At 52.4% G+C, this 15,890-nt stretch carries 18 protein-coding genes; all 18 read left to right on the forward strand.

All coding sequences use genetic code 11. The annotated features are described in order from the left end of the window. The first annotated feature begins 9 nt into the window (after positions 1-9). The 18 genes from ACJJJA_RS04255 to ACJJJA_RS04340 all read left to right on the forward strand — a co-directional run bounded on the left by ACJJJA_RS04255 (position 10) and on the right by ACJJJA_RS04340 (position 15,129). Positions 10-2,058 (forward strand): ClpP-like prohead protease/major capsid protein fusion protein, encoded by a 2,049-nt coding sequence (locus ACJJJA_RS04255; RefSeq protein WP_444903814.1) that lies wholly within the window; start codon positions 10-12, stop codon positions 2,056-2,058. Between the two features lie 100 nt (positions 2,059-2,158). Beyond that, complete coding sequence (locus tag ACJJJA_RS04260; protein ID WP_444903815.1) at positions 2,159-2,530, forward strand: capsid cement protein; 372 nt, start codon at positions 2,159-2,161, stop codon at positions 2,528-2,530. A 7-nt stretch (positions 2,531-2,537) separates the two neighbouring features. After that, positions 2,538-2,834, forward strand: coding sequence for a head-tail joining protein (locus ACJJJA_RS04265; protein ID WP_444903816.1), 297 nt, complete (start codon positions 2,538-2,540; stop codon positions 2,832-2,834). Positions 2,835-3,068: 234 nt separating this feature from the next. Then, positions 3,069-3,398: a hypothetical protein gene (locus ACJJJA_RS04270; RefSeq protein ID WP_444903817.1), complete on the forward strand. Its 330-nt coding sequence runs from the start codon at positions 3,069-3,071 to the stop codon at positions 3,396-3,398. Between the two features lie 235 nt (positions 3,399-3,633). Continuing rightward, on the forward strand, positions 3,634-4,026 hold the full coding sequence (locus ACJJJA_RS04275) for a hypothetical protein (RefSeq protein WP_444903818.1): 393 nt from the start codon (positions 3,634-3,636) through the stop codon (positions 4,024-4,026). A gap of 51 nt (positions 4,027-4,077) precedes the next feature. Next, a complete protein-coding gene (locus ACJJJA_RS04280; RefSeq protein ID WP_444903819.1) occupies positions 4,078-4,554 on the forward strand; it encodes a phage tail tube protein in 477 nt (158 codons plus the stop codon). 10 nt (positions 4,555-4,564) lie between these two features. After that, the gene (locus ACJJJA_RS04285) at positions 4,565-4,924 is read left to right on the forward strand and encodes a phage tail assembly chaperone family protein, TAC (RefSeq protein ID WP_444903820.1); all 360 of its coding nucleotides are present in this window, start codon (positions 4,565-4,567) and stop codon (positions 4,922-4,924) included. 47 nt (positions 4,925-4,971) lie between these two features. Then, complete coding sequence (locus ACJJJA_RS04290) at positions 4,972-5,208, forward strand: phage tail assembly protein T (RefSeq protein WP_444905224.1); 237 nt, start codon at positions 4,972-4,974, stop codon at positions 5,206-5,208. 16 nt (positions 5,209-5,224) lie between these two features. Beyond that, complete coding sequence (locus ACJJJA_RS04295) at positions 5,225-7,486, forward strand: coiled-coil domain-containing protein (protein ID WP_444903821.1); 2,262 nt, start codon at positions 5,225-5,227, stop codon at positions 7,484-7,486. Next, positions 7,486-8,079: a DUF2460 domain-containing protein gene (locus ACJJJA_RS04300; protein WP_444903822.1), complete on the forward strand. Its 594-nt coding sequence runs from the start codon at positions 7,486-7,488 to the stop codon at positions 8,077-8,079. The genes ACJJJA_RS04295 and ACJJJA_RS04300 overlap by 1 nt, the downstream gene beginning before the upstream one ends. Further along, complete coding sequence (locus ACJJJA_RS04305) at positions 8,076-9,011, forward strand: phage/gene transfer agent baseplate hub protein (RefSeq protein WP_444903823.1); 936 nt, start codon at positions 8,076-8,078, stop codon at positions 9,009-9,011. The genes ACJJJA_RS04300 and ACJJJA_RS04305 overlap by 4 nt, the downstream gene beginning before the upstream one ends. After that, positions 9,011-9,454, forward strand: coding sequence for an NlpC/P60 family protein (locus ACJJJA_RS04310; protein WP_444903824.1), 444 nt, complete (start codon positions 9,011-9,013; stop codon positions 9,452-9,454). The genes ACJJJA_RS04305 and ACJJJA_RS04310 overlap by 1 nt, the downstream gene beginning before the upstream one ends. Next, positions 9,442-10,356: a hypothetical protein gene (locus tag ACJJJA_RS04315; RefSeq protein WP_444903825.1), complete on the forward strand. Its 915-nt coding sequence runs from the start codon at positions 9,442-9,444 to the stop codon at positions 10,354-10,356. The genes ACJJJA_RS04310 and ACJJJA_RS04315 overlap by 13 nt, the downstream gene beginning before the upstream one ends. Beyond that, positions 10,353-11,303: a hypothetical protein gene (locus tag ACJJJA_RS04320; protein ID WP_444903826.1), complete on the forward strand. Its 951-nt coding sequence runs from the start codon at positions 10,353-10,355 to the stop codon at positions 11,301-11,303. Before ACJJJA_RS04315 ends, ACJJJA_RS04320 begins: the two co-directional genes overlap by 4 nt. Then, entirely contained in the window at positions 11,303-11,890 is a 588-nt protein-coding gene (locus ACJJJA_RS04325; protein WP_444903827.1) for a hypothetical protein, read from the forward strand. Before ACJJJA_RS04320 ends, ACJJJA_RS04325 begins: the two co-directional genes overlap by 1 nt. A 21-nt stretch (positions 11,891-11,911) precedes the next feature. After that, positions 11,912-13,465: a phage tail protein gene (locus tag ACJJJA_RS04330; RefSeq protein ID WP_444903828.1), complete on the forward strand. Its 1,554-nt coding sequence runs from the start codon at positions 11,912-11,914 to the stop codon at positions 13,463-13,465. 16 nt (positions 13,466-13,481) lie between these two features. Beyond that, positions 13,482-13,796 carry a hypothetical protein gene (locus ACJJJA_RS04335; protein ID WP_444903829.1) on the forward strand — a complete coding sequence of 105 codons (315 nt, stop codon included), beginning with the start codon at positions 13,482-13,484 and terminating at the stop codon, positions 13,794-13,796. 868 nt (positions 13,797-14,664) lie between these two features. Further along, complete coding sequence (locus ACJJJA_RS04340) at positions 14,665-15,129, forward strand: hypothetical protein (protein ID WP_444903830.1); 465 nt, start codon at positions 14,665-14,667, stop codon at positions 15,127-15,129. The last annotated feature ends 761 nt before the right edge of the window (positions 15,130-15,890 follow it).

Genomic DNA, 15,890 nt, shown 5'->3' on the forward strand with positions numbered 1-15,890 from the left:
GAGACCGCAATGCCTAAAAAATCTTGGTACAGCATCACTTCCGCCGCAAGCAAAGGTGAAGCCGATATTTTTCTGTACGACACCATCGGTTATTGGGGGGTAACGGCAAAAGACTTTGCCCGCGATCTCAAAGTGCTTGGGAATATCAGCAAGATCAACCTGCATATCAACTGCCCCGGTGGGGATGTGTTCGATGGCACTGCCATTTACAACCTGCTCAAAGATCACAAAGCCGAGGTGGAAACCTGGATTGAAGGCATCGCAGCCAGTATGGGCAGTGTGATCGCCTTAGCCGGGGACACGGTTCATATCGCTGAAAATGCCTTTTACATGGTGCACAACCCCAGCGCCGGTGTGCGAGGCGATGAGCGCGCCCTGGAAAAAACCAAAAGCCTGCTGGCAAAAGTCAAAACCACCATGATTGGTTTGTATGCCTCGCGCACCGGCATGTCGGATGAGGAAGTCAGCCAGGTGATGGATGACGAGACTTGGTATACCGGCGCCGAAGCCGTGGAAGCGGGTTTTGCCACTGACACGACAGCAGCAATGGAAATGGCCGCAAGCTTCTGTGCTGATCACTTAAACCAATTCAAAAATACCCCGCAAGCCATTAGTGCATTGGTTATGCAGGGGCCCGTTGAATTTAGATTCCCGTCTGCGGTTGCAGGCAATCCAAACCAAACCCATAGCCAGGAGGCGCAAGCCATGACTACAACCACCTCCACCACGCCAGCCGCAACCGCTGCGACCGAGGTTACCCCAGAAATGAAAGCGCAGATTGCCGCCGATGCCAGAGCGCAATTTGCAGCAGATGAGCAAAAGCGCAAAGACGATATCAAGGCCGTATTTAAAGGCTTCGAAGCGCACAGTGTTGTGATGCAGGAATGTCTCAATGATATGGACTGCACCGCTGAAAAGGCCAAAGACCAGCTGCTCACAGCGCTCGGCAGTCAAACCTCAACCCCAGTGCAAAGCTACAGCGTAGTGGTGCAGGAAGGTGAGGGTATCAAGCGCATTAAGGCGGATGCTGAGAATGCCATTGCCATGCGTGCCTTTGGCGAGAAGCGCACAGAGGGCAACAGTCTGGCCGGCTATACCATGCTGGAAATTGCCCGTATGTTCATGCACGCCCACGGACAGAATTTATCGGGCCTGGATAAAATGGGCGTAGTGGCTGCAGCCTTTACCCATAGCTCTGGTGACTTCGCAACTGTCCTCGGCAATATTGCTAATAAATCGATGCTGAAGGGTTACACTGAAGCTGCAGAGGTTTTTCCGCAGTTTACCGCCACCGGCAATCTGAGCGATTTTAAAATAGCTACCCGTACAGACCTCGGCACATTCCCCTCACTGCGCCAAGTGGCACCCGGGGCAGAATTTAAATACGTGAGTATTGGAGAGCGAGCCGAAACTGCCGCGTTGGCTACTTACGGGGAACTCTTCTCCATTACTCGCCAGGCGATTATCAATGACGACCTGGGGGCCTTCACCCGTATCCCGCAAAAGATGGGTCTTGCTGCTATTCGCACCGTGGGGGATCTGGTGTTCAGTATCCTGATCAACAATCCCAAAATGGCCGATGGCAAGGCCTTATTCCATACCGACCATGGCAATCTAGCTACTAAGGCAGGTATCAATACAGCCAGTATCGATGCCGCGCGGGTACTGATGGGTAAACAGAAGGACGGTACCGCTTTCCTAAATATCCGCCCCAAATTCCTGCTGTGTGATATTGCCGACGAGGGTGCCGCAAAGGTTGCGTTGGAGTCAGAGTTTGAAGTGGGTGCTGCTGAGAAATCCAACACTGTACCCAATAGTGTGCGCAATATTGCCAGCGTGATCTCCGATGGTCGCCTCAGCGGGCACAATGGTTGGTACCTCAATGCCGACCCGGTAGTGCACGACACCATCGAAGTGCTTTACCTGGATGGCCAGCAAGCCCCAGTACTGGAGCAGCAAAACGGCTGGAATATCGATGGGGTGGAATTCAAAGTCCGCCTGGATGCAGCTGCGAAAGCCTGGGATGCAAAAGGCATGGTGAAAACGCCCAAGACCTAATACCCAGCTCAAACCGAACCAAACCTTAAAGAATCCGAAAAGGGCCGCACATCGCGGCCTTTTTTATTGAAACAGTTTTAACCCAATCGAGAGAAAGACAATGGCTACTAATTTTGTGCAAGACGGCCGCATGCTGGATTACACCAATAGCACCAGTGCGGTAATCATCTCTGGCCAAGTGATAGCAGTAGGTGCAGTACTGGGTGTGGCGATGGATGATATCGCCATGGGCGAGTCCGGCGTAATTGCTATTGATGGTGTGTTTAGTGTGCCCAAGGTATCCGATGCCGTGATTGCCCAGGGCGAGTCGCTCACCTGGGATGTATCCGCAGCAGCCTTTGACGATAGCGCCGCAACAGCCGCAACCGGCGATATCACTGGCCCCACCGCCTTTGCCGCAGAAGCTGCCGGCGATGGTGTTACCAGCCTAGCGGTCAAGTTTACCGGCGTACCGGGCACAGTGAAGGCTTAGGTGATCCATGGATCTGGACCAAAGAGCTGCGGAGCGCGCGTTTCGTAAATGGGGCAAGCCCGCTACCTATACAGACGGTAGCGGTGCTGAACCTATTGATTGCCGGGTGATTAAAGATCAAGAGATCGACGAGTTCGAAGATGATGAGCGAGTGCGGGTACCGCGTATCGAGTTGAGTCTGTTGGTGAGCGAAGTAGGGGCTTACAACTCAGCAGCGGTGATTACCCTTAGTGGCGTGGAATATAGGGTGCGCAAGCGACTGTCGGATGATGGGGTTGTTTTACGTGTGCTGGTTGATGAGTAATTCATTACGGTGAATTGCTGGCTTGAGATGTTCGAGGATGCTTCAGTTGGGAGAAAATGTACAAAGATTTTTTCAGCAGTGATCAGAAGCAGCTATTCCTATTTTTAGTGAGTGTTAGTAACTCATTGATATTTAAGGGTTTCCAAAATGATATAAATCAACGACAATGCTAGGATATAAAAAGGTTATTTAAACTAATCATTATTTTTTGAAGTTCCAAGAAGGAGAATAAAAATGAAAAAGGTATTAAGTACAGTATTAGCCGCAGTGCTTCCTGTATCTGCTGCAATGGCAACTACTTATCAGCAAGTAGAAATTGAGAAGATTCAAGGGGAGGGGATTGATGACGTATACAACAGCGTACATATAAAAACAGATGTCAACAACTCTCCATGTCAAAGTACAAATTCGACTGACAGGTTTGCCATCGTGAATAATGTCCAACAAAGTATAGTAATTGCTGCTCTAATGGCGGGTAAAAAAATTACAATTGATACAACTGGAGTTTGCAATGATGCAAATATTGAGATAGTTAACTACATCATGTTATATGCTGATTCTTAATGCGCTAAAAATAAATATAATCAGGTACGAGTAAAGCATAATTTTTTTTACAAAAAGAAGCCTCTTCTCTCATGCTGTTTATTATGCTATCAGTTATTGATAATTAAGCTTACGATTGAGGGAACCATTATCTCCATGCTGTCCGTTTCCCTATTGTAGTTCTGAACCCAACTTAGATAAAAAAACCCGCACTAGCGGGTTTTTTTATGTCCAAAATTCCTGGAGCACTACCCCAATGACCCAGCGCATCACCATCCGCGATGCCGCACTAAACAATCTAAAAACCCTATCCGACTACAACTTTCCCTCAGCGGGAACCACTGAAGGCATTGAACGGGAAAAGCTGCCGGCCATCCTTGTCGGCTTTGCTACGGAACAAACAGAACAGGAACTCTCGGGCACTACCCGCCGGCTGGATCTTGTTGTGGCGGTGGTGGTGCATAGCCGGGGGGATATCTATGAACTGCTGGATCAAGCTACCGAGGATGTTGAGAGTGTCCTGCAGGATCGAACTTTGGGCGGTGCCTGTGAGATTTTCGCGCTATCACAAACTGATTTCGCCCTGGATCAGGATCACCCCTTGGGCGAAGTACGCCTGACTTACAGCGCCCAATATTCCACTGAATGACGCACCCCTGCGTCGGACTTTCATTTCCATTAAAGCAACGGGAGAACCCCTATGTCTCAATTGGCTCAGGGCACCAATATCTATTTTATCGACCCGGCAGATGACTCTGTGAAGAAAGTGACCGGGCTGAATTCTTTTAACCCCGGTGGCAACCCGGCGGATCAGATCGATGATACCTCCCTAGAGGACTTGGATAAAAAGTTCAAACGCGGCCTGCGTACACCGGGGCAGGCATCGGTGAGTCTCAAAATTGATCCGAGAAATGCAGTCCATAAACGCCTGCATCAGCTGTCCCAGGATGACACGGTGGACAATATGAAATGGGCGGTGGGCTGGAGTGATGGCACCGAGGAACCCACCGTTTCTGCAACTAAAGAGTTTGATTTACCGACCACCCGCACTTGGTTCACCTTTGAGGGCTATGTGGCCGACTTCCCCTTTGATTTCCAGCAGAACAGTTTGGTCACCGGTGAAATGTCGATCCAGCGCAGCGGCGGTTCCGCCTGGACCGTTAAGTCTTCAACCTAAGAGCGTAATCATGGAATTATCAATCGAGTCCCTGCAGCAGCAGGGGGCTTTTTCCGGGGCGCCTGTGAAGCGTTCCATTACCTGGAAGCAGGGCGAACAGGAGTTATCGGCAACCGTTTATGTGCGCCGCCTCTCTTATCACAGCGCCGTCAGTGATGTGGCGGCGATGCGTGGTGAGGGGGATATGATCGCCGGGCGGATCGCTGCCTGTATTGTCGATGCCGAGGGCAAGCCGGTATTTACCGCCCAGGATATTACCGGTGAGGCAGACCCGGAGCGCGGTCCGCTCAATGCAAACCTCACCCAAGCATTACTGCTGGAAATCGGAGCGGTCAATAACCTGGGAAAGACACCCAGCTCAGTGAACTAGACGAACTCTGGCATGAGCTGGTACTGAATGGCATCGGCGGCTGCACCATCGCCGAGGCTCAGCAGCGGCTCAGCTATGAAGAGGTCCAGCGCTGGGCGCTCTACCGTAAAAAACGCGGTTCCCTACATCCGGGCATGCGTACCGAAAGATCGTCGGCATTACTCGCCACCCTCTACGCCAATACCCATCGCGGTAAAGGCAGTCCCGTAAAAATCACCGACTTTATGCCCCACGAGGAAGAGCCAGAGCTGTCGCTGCAAGAGGCGATGAAGAGCTGGCACTAGGGGCCAGTGGATAGCTATGTCTAAAAAAAACCTGGGTACATTGAGCGTTGATCTGGTTGCTAAAACTGGTGGCTTTGAAAAGGGCTTGGGAAAAGCTGAGAAGAATACAGAGAAGTGGGAGCGCACCGTAAGGCGCAGCGTCTCTGCCGTAAGCAAGGCATTCGCTGCGGGTACGGTTGCCGCCGCCGGCGCCCTAGCAGTAATGACCGCGCGCGTGGTGGAGCAATCCGGCGAGATTGAAAACCTCTCTGCAGTGGCCAATACCAGCACCGAGGAATTCCAGCGTATGACCTACGCCGCGCAGCGCTACGGCGTTGAGCAGGACAAGGTCGCGGATATTCTCAAGGATACCTCAGATAAGGTCGGGGACTTCCTGCAAAACGGCGGCGGTCCGCTCAAAGATTTTTTCGACAATATTGCCCCACAGGTAGGAATAACGGCCGAGGAGTTTCGTCACCTCTCTGGCCGCGATGCGCTGGGACTCTATGTAAAGAGTCTGGAAAAGGCCAATCTCAGTCAGAATGAGATGACCTTCTATATGGAGGCCATCGCCAGTGATGCCACCTTGCTGCTGCCGCTGCTGCGCAACAATGCCAGCGAATTAAACCGGCTCGGCGATGAGGCCCAGGATGTGGGCGCGGTGCTGTCGGATCTGGATCTGCAGCAGCTCGGGGAAGTGCGGGAAAATCTGGATCAATTAAAAGGTGCGCTCGACGGCTTTGAAAAAGAGGTGGTCACCGGCGCACTGCCAGCCATCAAAGACTTGACCGAACTGATTCAGGATGAAAAGACGCAAGCCGCTTTTTCAGCGCTCACCACGGCACTGATTAATGTCGGCTCGGCTGCGGCATCCGCCGTGGTTGAACTGGTGGAGTTTACTCAAGAGGTAGGTAAATCCGTCGCTCGCATGGTCCATGGCGAGCCGGAAATCTTAAAGCTGGACCGTTCGCTGGAGCAGTTGAGCACTACCATCAATAGCGGCGTGATCGGTGATGGCAAGCTGCTCACTGGTATTCGGCTGGCCAGCGGGGAATATATTCATCAGGGCACTTCAGTCGATGACCTGCGCGAAAAGCTGGCAGCGTTGCAGAAGCAGCGGGATGCATTCTTTGGTACATCGACAAAGACCGATTTTGGCGATCTGCTCGGTGATGATTTCAGGGCAGTGATTGCCGACCTGGAAAAAGAATTCACAGCAGCGGCCAAGGTCATAGACGGTGAACTGTTACCGCCCGTAGACCACTGGCTGATTTTTAACGAGGTCATCGAAGAACTCGGTACCGAATTTAAAGCCGCTAAGGAAGAAGCCGAGGTCCTGCAGCGCAATCAGGAAGCCTATGCGGGTTTACTGCGGGATTTGCGCACCGATGAAGAAGTGCTCACCGATCAGATGCGCGAGCGCCTGGCCATCGTCGATGCCATGGCTGGCCTGACCGAAGAGCAGCGGGCCAGCACCCTCGGCCGTATCGCCGACGCCGCCACCGAAGACGGCCCAACCCTGGGCGGCCTCGGCAGTGGCGAGGATATCGAAACAGCGCGCACCGAACTGGAAGACTGGTATTCCACCCAGCTGCAAATGCTGGAGCAATTCCGCAGCGAGCGCGCCGACCTCAATGCCGCCTGGGATGAAGAGGAATTATCCCTGCGCCAGCAGTACGAAGAGCGCCTGACCGAAATCACCCAGGCCAATGAAGACCTGCGCCGTCAGCGGCAGATGGATGGCTACAGCTTATTGATGCAAGTGGCATCGGATTATTACTCGGGGATGGAAGGCGAAGAGGCAGCCTATATGCGTGCGGCTCTTTCTATCGGCGGGGCCCTGCTGGATGAGAAAAAACGCAATGCCCTGCAGAGCGTAATTGCTAATACCCAGGATGCCGCCATGGGGGCTTATAACGCGATGGCCTCTATTCCCTATGTGGGCCCGGTGCTGGGCGCCGCTGCAGCGGGTGCGGTCTATGTCACCGGCGGCCTGGCCGCGGCAAAGATTACTGGTATGGCCCACGACGGCATCGATGCTGTGCCGGAAGACGGCACCTGGCTGCTGCAAAAAGGCGAGCGGGTGACCACCTCGGAAACCAGCGCAAAACTGGACCGCACCCTGGCCATGATTCAGGCGGATATGCACAGCGGTGGTGGTGCAGGGGATTACAGCCGCCCGGTTTCCATGACACAGAATATTCGCGTCGATGGCACGGTGAAAAATTGCACTGCCACACAGCTCGCTCGCGAGAGTGAACGCAAACAACGGATTAACCGCAGGAGGCTTGGCTCTTAATGTTTAATGAAAGTCGCCTGCTGGAAAAAGTGGCCTACGGCTCCGAATACGGCCACCGCTACAAAACCGATATTAAAGCATTGCGCAGCGGGGTAGAGCGCCGCAATGCGGAGTGGGAGCGCCCGCTGGGCCGTTATTCGGTACTGTTTAAAAACCTGGATTATGCCGATCATCAAATCGTGGTCGCTGCCCATCATGCCTGTATGGGTGCCCTGATTGGTTTTCGTTTTAAAGACGCCAGCGATTTTGAAGCGGAACAAGAGGTGATTGGTTTTGGCTCTGATAATAGCGAGAGCTACCAGCTGCAAAAAAAATATGTGTTCGGGGCCTTTTCCTATCAGCGCAAAATTGTAAAACCGGTGATTGGACGAGTAATGATTTTTGTTGATGGCAACCCGGTGGCCGCCAGTATCGACTACACCACGGGCCAAGTGCAGCTCAGCGCCGATAACGGTGCGGAAATTACTTGGAGCGGCGAATTCGATGTACCGGTCCGCTTTGAGGACGATGAGATCGGTTTCAGTATCGACAATCGCCACCAGCGAATGCCTGTACTGAATGGCAATGTGGAGCTGCTGGAGATTCGTCTGTGAGAAATATTCCCCCAGCACTGCAGGCCCATCTGAATAGTGGCGTCACCACGTTGTGCCGCTTATTAAAAATCACCCTCACCGATGGCCGCCAGTTTGGTGCCACTACTCTGGACCGCGATATCGAGTTTGAAGGGCTCACCTATTACGCGCAGAACGGTTTTGATTCCAGCATTATTGCCAGTGATACCTCGTTCGATGTAGACAACGCCGAGGGCTATTCGCTGTATAGCACCGATGTGCCCAGCATTACCGTCGAGATGGCGGAACGCGGCGAACTGGACGGGGCGGAGTGGGCCATGATTCTGGTGAATTACCGCGATCTGTCTATGGGTGCGCTGTTATTGGATGGCGGTGATGTGGGCGAGGTGCGCTCCGCGCGCAATACGGTATTTATGCCGGAATTACTGAGCTACGCCATGCGCCTGCGTCAGTCTATCGGCCATGTGGATTCCATCACCTGCAGGGCGATTTTCGGCACCGATGCCAATTCGCAAACCGGCTGCGGCGTCAATGCGGAGCCCCTGTGGCAGTCGGCCACGGTTACCGCTGTTAATACGGATGAGCCCAAGGTCACCTATGTGGTGGACAATATTGCCAGCCTGTCCACCGCCGCCAAGCGCTGGCGGGTGAGATGGGTTAGTGGCAATAACGTCTCCTCGCGCCTGTATCAGGTGGAGGCGGTGGATACCGCTACCGGGCAAATCACCCAAATCGAACCTCTGCCGTTTGCGGTAGCCGTGGGGGATCAACTGGAGATCCGCCCGGACTGCGATAAGACCTTTTCTGTCTGCCGCGATGTGTACGGCAATCACCTGGATTTTAAAGGCGAAAATTTAATTCCCATCGGCCAGGCCAGCGATACCCCGGGTGCCGGTGTGCCCGGCAGTACTGGCGGTGGCTCTTCGTTTAATTCCAGCCAGCAGCAACACTAATGCAACAACAACGAATCGACACACTGGCCTTTGCGCGGGGTCTGGTGGCTAAGCGCGTGCGCTGGCGGCACCGGGGCCGTACCGCCTGGGCGGTGGATTGTGTGGGCATGATCGTACTCAGCCTGCGCGCCGCCGGCCTGGAAATCGAAGATGAAAAACACTACGGCCGCGAACCCTGGAAAGACGGCGTGCGCCGCAAAATGCGTGCGCGTTTTGGCGAGCCGGTTAACGAGGATTTATGGCAGCCCGGTGATATTGCCGTTTTTAAAAGTCCGCAACGCAGCGACCCCAGCCATGTGGGTTTTCTTGGCGATTATCCGCTTGGAAGCTCCGCTGATTTTTCCTTGATTCATGCCCACGCCGATCAGGACTGCAGAGAGCATGTATTGGATGCGCGCTGGCGCCGGCTACTGGTGGAGGTGTACTCGCCATGGGCGCTTTAATATTTGGCACCACTACGATTCAGGGCCGTAAGTTCGACAAGATCAAACTGCAGACCAGTAAAGCGGGGGTGCCGCGCCAGATTATTTTTGGCCGGGTGAAGCCGGTGATCGGCAATATTATCGCCACCACGCCGCCAAAAATTGTTAAGAAAAAACAAAAGCAAAAAAGCGGTAAAGGCGGCGGAAAGACCGAAGTCGTTAATGAAGAGGTTTATAGAACCTACGCCATTCGCATTTGCGAAGGCCCTATTACCGGTATCTGCAAAGTCTGGCGCAACAACGAATTAGTTTATGACCGCGACAGCGCTGACCCCACGCAGATCGATAATAACCAGGCGTTTTTACAGCTAGCCGAGTTTTTCCTCGGTGGCTTTAAACAGATGCCCTCGGCAGTACTGCAGGCCGCCTTTGGTATCAATAACGTACCCGCGCATCGCGGCACCTGTTACCTGGTGATCGATAACGAAAACCTCACCAGCACCGGCGGCGCCATTCCGCAGTATGCGTTTGAAGTGGAGCGGGCCGAGGGTTTTGTCCTCACCAGTAAACCCTATGCCATTGAGGCCACCGATGGCGTGACCACCAGCCCCAGCGTGCAGGGTGGACGCACTAAGCCCGATTACACCCGTGAACTCACCGAGGCCACCCAGGCCGGCTTTACCGGTATTAGCGGCAGTCTTCGCGAGGTGTATCAATCCCACGCCTACAGCGAAGCCACCGCCGCCGGTTTTGCCGGCCTCAGCGGCTACATACGGGAAAAGCACAACACTGAAATCCCCACTGAAAGAGTTAACGCCGCCCTGGCATCGGTCAGCGGCCGTATGCCGGACTGTATTAAACACACGGTCGAGACCGAGGCCGTCAACGCCCTGTTTGTCAAAATCGAAGGATCACTGGAATGAAATTAAAAAGCGGCCTAGCCGGAAGATTCAAAATCGAAGCCTATAAACGCGATGCCAGCGGTGCGGAGATTCCCGGTAGCCGCCGTGTGGCTGCGCCCTGGTTTAGCAACCTGATTCTGAATCAGGGCTTGGATAAATGGGCGGGAGGTCAGGATATAAAACGGGTCTGTCATGTGGGCGCCGGTTCCAGCACGCCGGCGGTCACCGATACCGGCCTAAACAGCCCGCTGGCCTACACCGAGGACCGCTCCTCGCTCACCAACGGCCTGGATAATAGTGGTGCACCCTTTGTCTGGGGGCGCTCAGTATTTGCCTTCGGGGAAGGCGAGGCTGCCGGCAACCTCGCCGAGATCGGTGTGGGCTGGGGCACGAATCACACCGATTTATTTTCCCGTACCCTGATTACCGATGCGCAGGGCAACCCCACCTCGCTAACTGTGTTGCCGGATGAATACTTAGACGTTACCTATGAGTTGCGCATTTATATTCCCACCGAGGATGCGGTGGGCACTGTGGCATTAGGAGGGATTGTCTACGATTGGCGCGCTCGGCCCAGTAATGCCGACTTCAATTCTACTAGCCATCCCACAGCCCCGGGTTGGGGGTTGGCCTCACCGCGTTATCTGTCATCAGCGAGCCCCCTGGCTTATGACGGTAATATTGGTGATATGTATAGCCGCCCCAGCGGTAATAGCGATTCAACCTCGAGCAACAATGTTGAGGTTGCGCCCTATGTGGACGGCAGTTTTGAAGCAGTTTGGACGGTGACCTACACCCCAGACAAAGCCAATTTTGCCACCGGCATTCGCTCGGTAGAGCCGCGTTTGGGTTTTGCTGGCTGGCAGATTGAGTTTTCCGCCCAGGGCAGCGGCGATGCTATCCCCAAAACTTCAGATAAAGCCCTGGTGCTGACCCTCACCCAAAGTTTCCACCGGGTGGCCGTCTGATGGCTCTGCCCGATAACGCGCTCAGCGCTCAGCCGATCTTTGCCCCGTTTCTTGGTGGCCGCGCGTTACCGGTGCGCGCCATTACCGACTATGAAACCGGCGGCGTCGCCATTCAGGACACCAGCCGCGGCCTGGACTACCAGCACTGGCGCGCACGGGTGTTGGAGGATGGCAGCGAGATAGTGTTGGATGCCGAACAGGTGGCCCCGTTTACGGTGATTACCGGAGCTAATATCACCGAGGTTTCCTTGGCCTTCGACCAGAATATGCGCCCGGTGATTGCCTATGTAGAGGGCGGCACCGCCAAGCTGTACTGGTACGACAGCAGCCAGGGAGCCCAGATAACTACCGACTGGCCCGGCCTGATCACGCCCCGCGTGACTCTGGATGATAAGCGGCCCACGCAGCTGCACATCAGTGATGTGATTTTTGCCTATTTAAAAAACGGCGATCTTTGCTACCGCCAGCAGCGCGACCGCTACCAGAGCGAATATGTATTACAGCAAAACGTACCCAGTCCCGGCCTGGTAAAAATAGGACTACACCGGCAATTTCGTCTGCAGTTTCTTCTCAAAAATCCCGACTAGAAAACCTTCGAATAAAACCCTATGCCTTATCCCCTCTATGCCGTGGTTGCGGAGATCTGCGAGCGCGCCGGCCTGCCGTTTGGCAAATTCGATACCACCCTGCTGGAGGGGTATGTCTCGGGTATGCAGATTAGCAACGAAGCCCCCGCGTTCGAGCATATTCAGGAGCTGGCCAAGGCGTTTTTCTTTGATCCGGTCAATCGCGGCGATTCCCTGGTATTTACCCCACGCGGCGCAGAGCCGGTGATGACCATCGACGAAAACGATTTGATCGGCGATAGCGACGACGAGAAAACCCGCCGCTCCCCCGAGGAGATTGTGCGGGTTTTAAACCTGAACTATTACGATGCTGAAGGCGGTATCGATACCTGCAAGCAGACCAGTGACCGCAGTATCGACACCCGGGGCGAGGGGGAAAAAAATATCGAAACCCCATTAGTTTTAGAAAGCGACCAAGCCGCACAGGCTGCCGTCATCATGCACAAGGTGATGATCGAAGAGCAGCGCGGCGATTTTGAAATCACCCTGCCGGATAGTTATCTAAAACTCACCCCTGGCGATGTGGTGCTGTTCCGTGGGGACCGCTGCCGTATCGACGAAGTCTCCCTGGATAACGGCGAGCAGAAGTACAAACTGATCCACGACCGCAAAAGCGCCTATCAGTCCCAGGCCTTCGGTGTAGCTCCTATGGCCCCACCGGCCCCGGTGCCCCTGGTGCCGGGCTCTACCTATATTCAATTTATCGACGCGCCTATTCTGGCCAGCGGTGATGATAGCCAGCTGGGCTACTACGTCGCCATTGCCGGCAGCAACAGCGCCTGGGGTGGTGCTACAGTGGCGTTGTCCCTCGATGGGGGGCAGAACTATATCGAATCGGACAACACCGATATCGAGGCAGTGATGGGCGAGCTAACCACCAGCCTCGCCAGCCACAAACCGGAAATTCCCGATACCCACAACCGCGTGCAGCTGCGCCTGTACGATAGCGGCGACGCGCTGGAAAACCGCACTCTTTCAGATCTGTTAAATCGCCTGAATAGGGCGCTGATCGGCAACGAAATTGTCAGCTTTGGCGAGGCCGAAGAAATCAGCCCCGGCTTGTGGGAGTTGGCTTATTTCCTGCGCGGGCGCCTCGGCACCACGCCGACTAATCACCCGGCGGGCACGCGCTTTGTATTACTCGAGCGCAACACGATCAACTTTATTGCCACCGAGCGCTACAACCTCGGCCAGACACTCACCTTCCGCGCCACCAGTATCGGCAGCGGCAAAGAGACCACCACCAGCGGTACTTTTAACGGCGAGAGCCATACCGAGCCCGCCCCGGCCAATCTTAGCGCGCACCGCGCAAATGGCCAGCTGGTAATCCAATGGCTCGGAGTAGGGCGCCTCGGTGGCCGCGCCGCCTACGATCAAAGCCAGTTTTTTACGGGCTACCGGGTAACGGTCAACGGCCAGAGCACAGACACCATAGCAACCACACTCACTATCGCAGACCCAGGCACCGCCACCATTAAAGTCAGCCAGCTAAACAGCATCACCGGCCCAGGCCCGACCGCACAAATCAGCGTATAAGCAGGAAGCAAACTCGATGAGCAACACACCGAACAACGGTATCCCCTACGCACAAGAGGGCACCCTAGACCCCGTCGTCAGCCTCAATCAGGCCCTAGATAAAGTGGACGCACTACTGCAGCTGGAAGTACAGGCCATACAGAATGACCCACCAGCAAGAGCCAGCGACCGCTACCTGGTTGCCACAGGCATCGGCGCCTGGGCCAGCAAAGAACGCTATGTGGAACGCCAGGCTACTGGTAATCCTCCCGCAAAAGTAGCCCTGAATAAAGCGGATGGTTTGCTGTATGTAAATGGCAGCAACGGCTGGCAGATTGCCAGCCGCCCCTAGACTTTGCTGCAGATTACTGGCGACACAAACAGCGATCTGGTTGGGGTTGTCATGCGGGTCTTGGGGGCAATGGATGGGGTGTTTTGGGAAAGTCAATTATTGTAAACATAGTTAATAGATGGCAATACTACCACGAAAGTGATTTGGAATTACTCATTGGTTTTTGGGATTGATGAGAATTATTTTTTGCTTAATATATCGGATTTCAATACACCGAGCGGTTTTAGATTTGTAGAAATTTGAATCTGCCAAGACTGGTTGCTTGAGGGTTGTTCTATTGCAAGCCAAGGTGGGTACGGCTAGGTGGTGAGTATTTCCTTACTTTATATCTCTTATGGAAAGCTGAGAACCCATCCAGAAAAATGACTGAAGTAGTAGCAATTCGAGAGAGCATTTATTTAGCTCAATCTAAAAATAAATTTTTTTTACCATTAGGGGGTTCCCAAACTCTTTCTTAGCATAGAGAATACAATACGAGGAGTATTCAGTTTTTTGGGAATGAAAAGAATAATATTTGTCGCATTGAATTTAGTGACCATAAGTATCGCTTTTGCACAAGAGTGGGTTATTAAATATGATGTTATGAAGCTATTTATGTCTGGACTTCCGGCAATTGACAAGAGTGGCCTTAGGATTCGGATGCAGTTTAATTCTTAGGCGTTTCCGAATTGTAGCGCTGGCTTCCCTCTACATTATGATCCTAAACATAAGCAATTTGCTTGTAGCTTTTTATAGCTGGAAAAGATGTGCGGTCTAATTTAAAGCAAGTATGTGCGATTTAAAAGGTTATAGAAGGTGATTTATAGTTCCCCAAATTAATTCAATATAGTAACTAGAAAAAGGTTTATTTATCATAAAAGGTTGTAATATGTTTTCCCGTTTTTTTAATGCGGTAATAGCCGTACTCTTATGCTTTAGTGCTCAAGTTTCAGCAAATACTGGAGATATCATACTGATTTCTAATGGTGATATTGATATCCCAATACAAATAGCCATTTCGAATGGTGATGGTGATGGTGATGGTGATGGTGATGGTGATGGTGATGGTGATGGTGAAGAGCTGTTGGAAATAGAGTGTAGTAGAGATGGAACAGTCGTTGTGCCAGAGGCTACAAGTTGTAATTACTATAGAAAGCTAAGTAATGAAAATGATTATAGTTATACAACTCATTATCTTGGGTATGTGAGTTGCCCTGATCTTTCAGGAGAGGTTTATGCGTTTTATTCATATTTTAATACATCCACATGGCTATGGGAGACCAAAATAGTTAAAGTCCTCGACTTGCCGCTTAAAAGTCAGTCGCACATTCAGAGTTGTTTGATTAAGGAATAAGAATAGCTTGCCTATTTTTATTGTTAGTGTGTGTTTTTTTATATCGGGGTGGTTTAGCAAGGCCAAATTTTTAAAAGTTTGGCCTGATTAATTTTTGGTTGGTGGCTATAAGGTTTAAATTTTTATTTTGGAGGGTGTTTATTTAAAAAACAGATACTTCCATTTTCGGTTGGTCTTTCCTGGAGTGCTTACGCAGGTAATGATCAAGTACCGACAGATAGAGAGATTTATGAAGTTAAGATCTATGAAAATTTTGCTGTAATATACTTCAGCTAAACTTCCCTAATATGCAGGATTGTTTAAACCCTGCTCAGAATAGAGTTATATTAGATTTCAAAGATGGAAAAGCGAAGGAGTTTTTTCAACGATACTTTCAGCAGCCACTGCAAAGAAGAAGGTGGAATTTGGTATAGGTGGTTGTACGTCTGAATCGTTGGGTCATCCAACAGTCTACCGAGTGGATGTTGGATACTAAAAGAGTTGCTAGAATATCTTTGGCTAGAGTAATCTCCTGATGCTCAAACTTAATACCCACTCTTCTATAGCTGGTCACTACTCTCGATAACCCAGTGGATATGGCGAACTCTAGTAGCCGCTTATAGCGTCGTGAGGTTAACAAAGAAAAGGGCATCTGTGCAGAGAGGCCTTGATTCTCCACCCCGGATACCTCAGCCAAAATTCTCTACTGCCTCACACTGCGGACAGCAGCTCCGCCGGCACTTCTGAGGGAGCGAAACCCTGAATTTGGCTAGTTGCCAATT

The sequence above is a fragment of the Microbulbifer mixtoriginis (SeqCode) genome, from assembly GCF_052466865.1.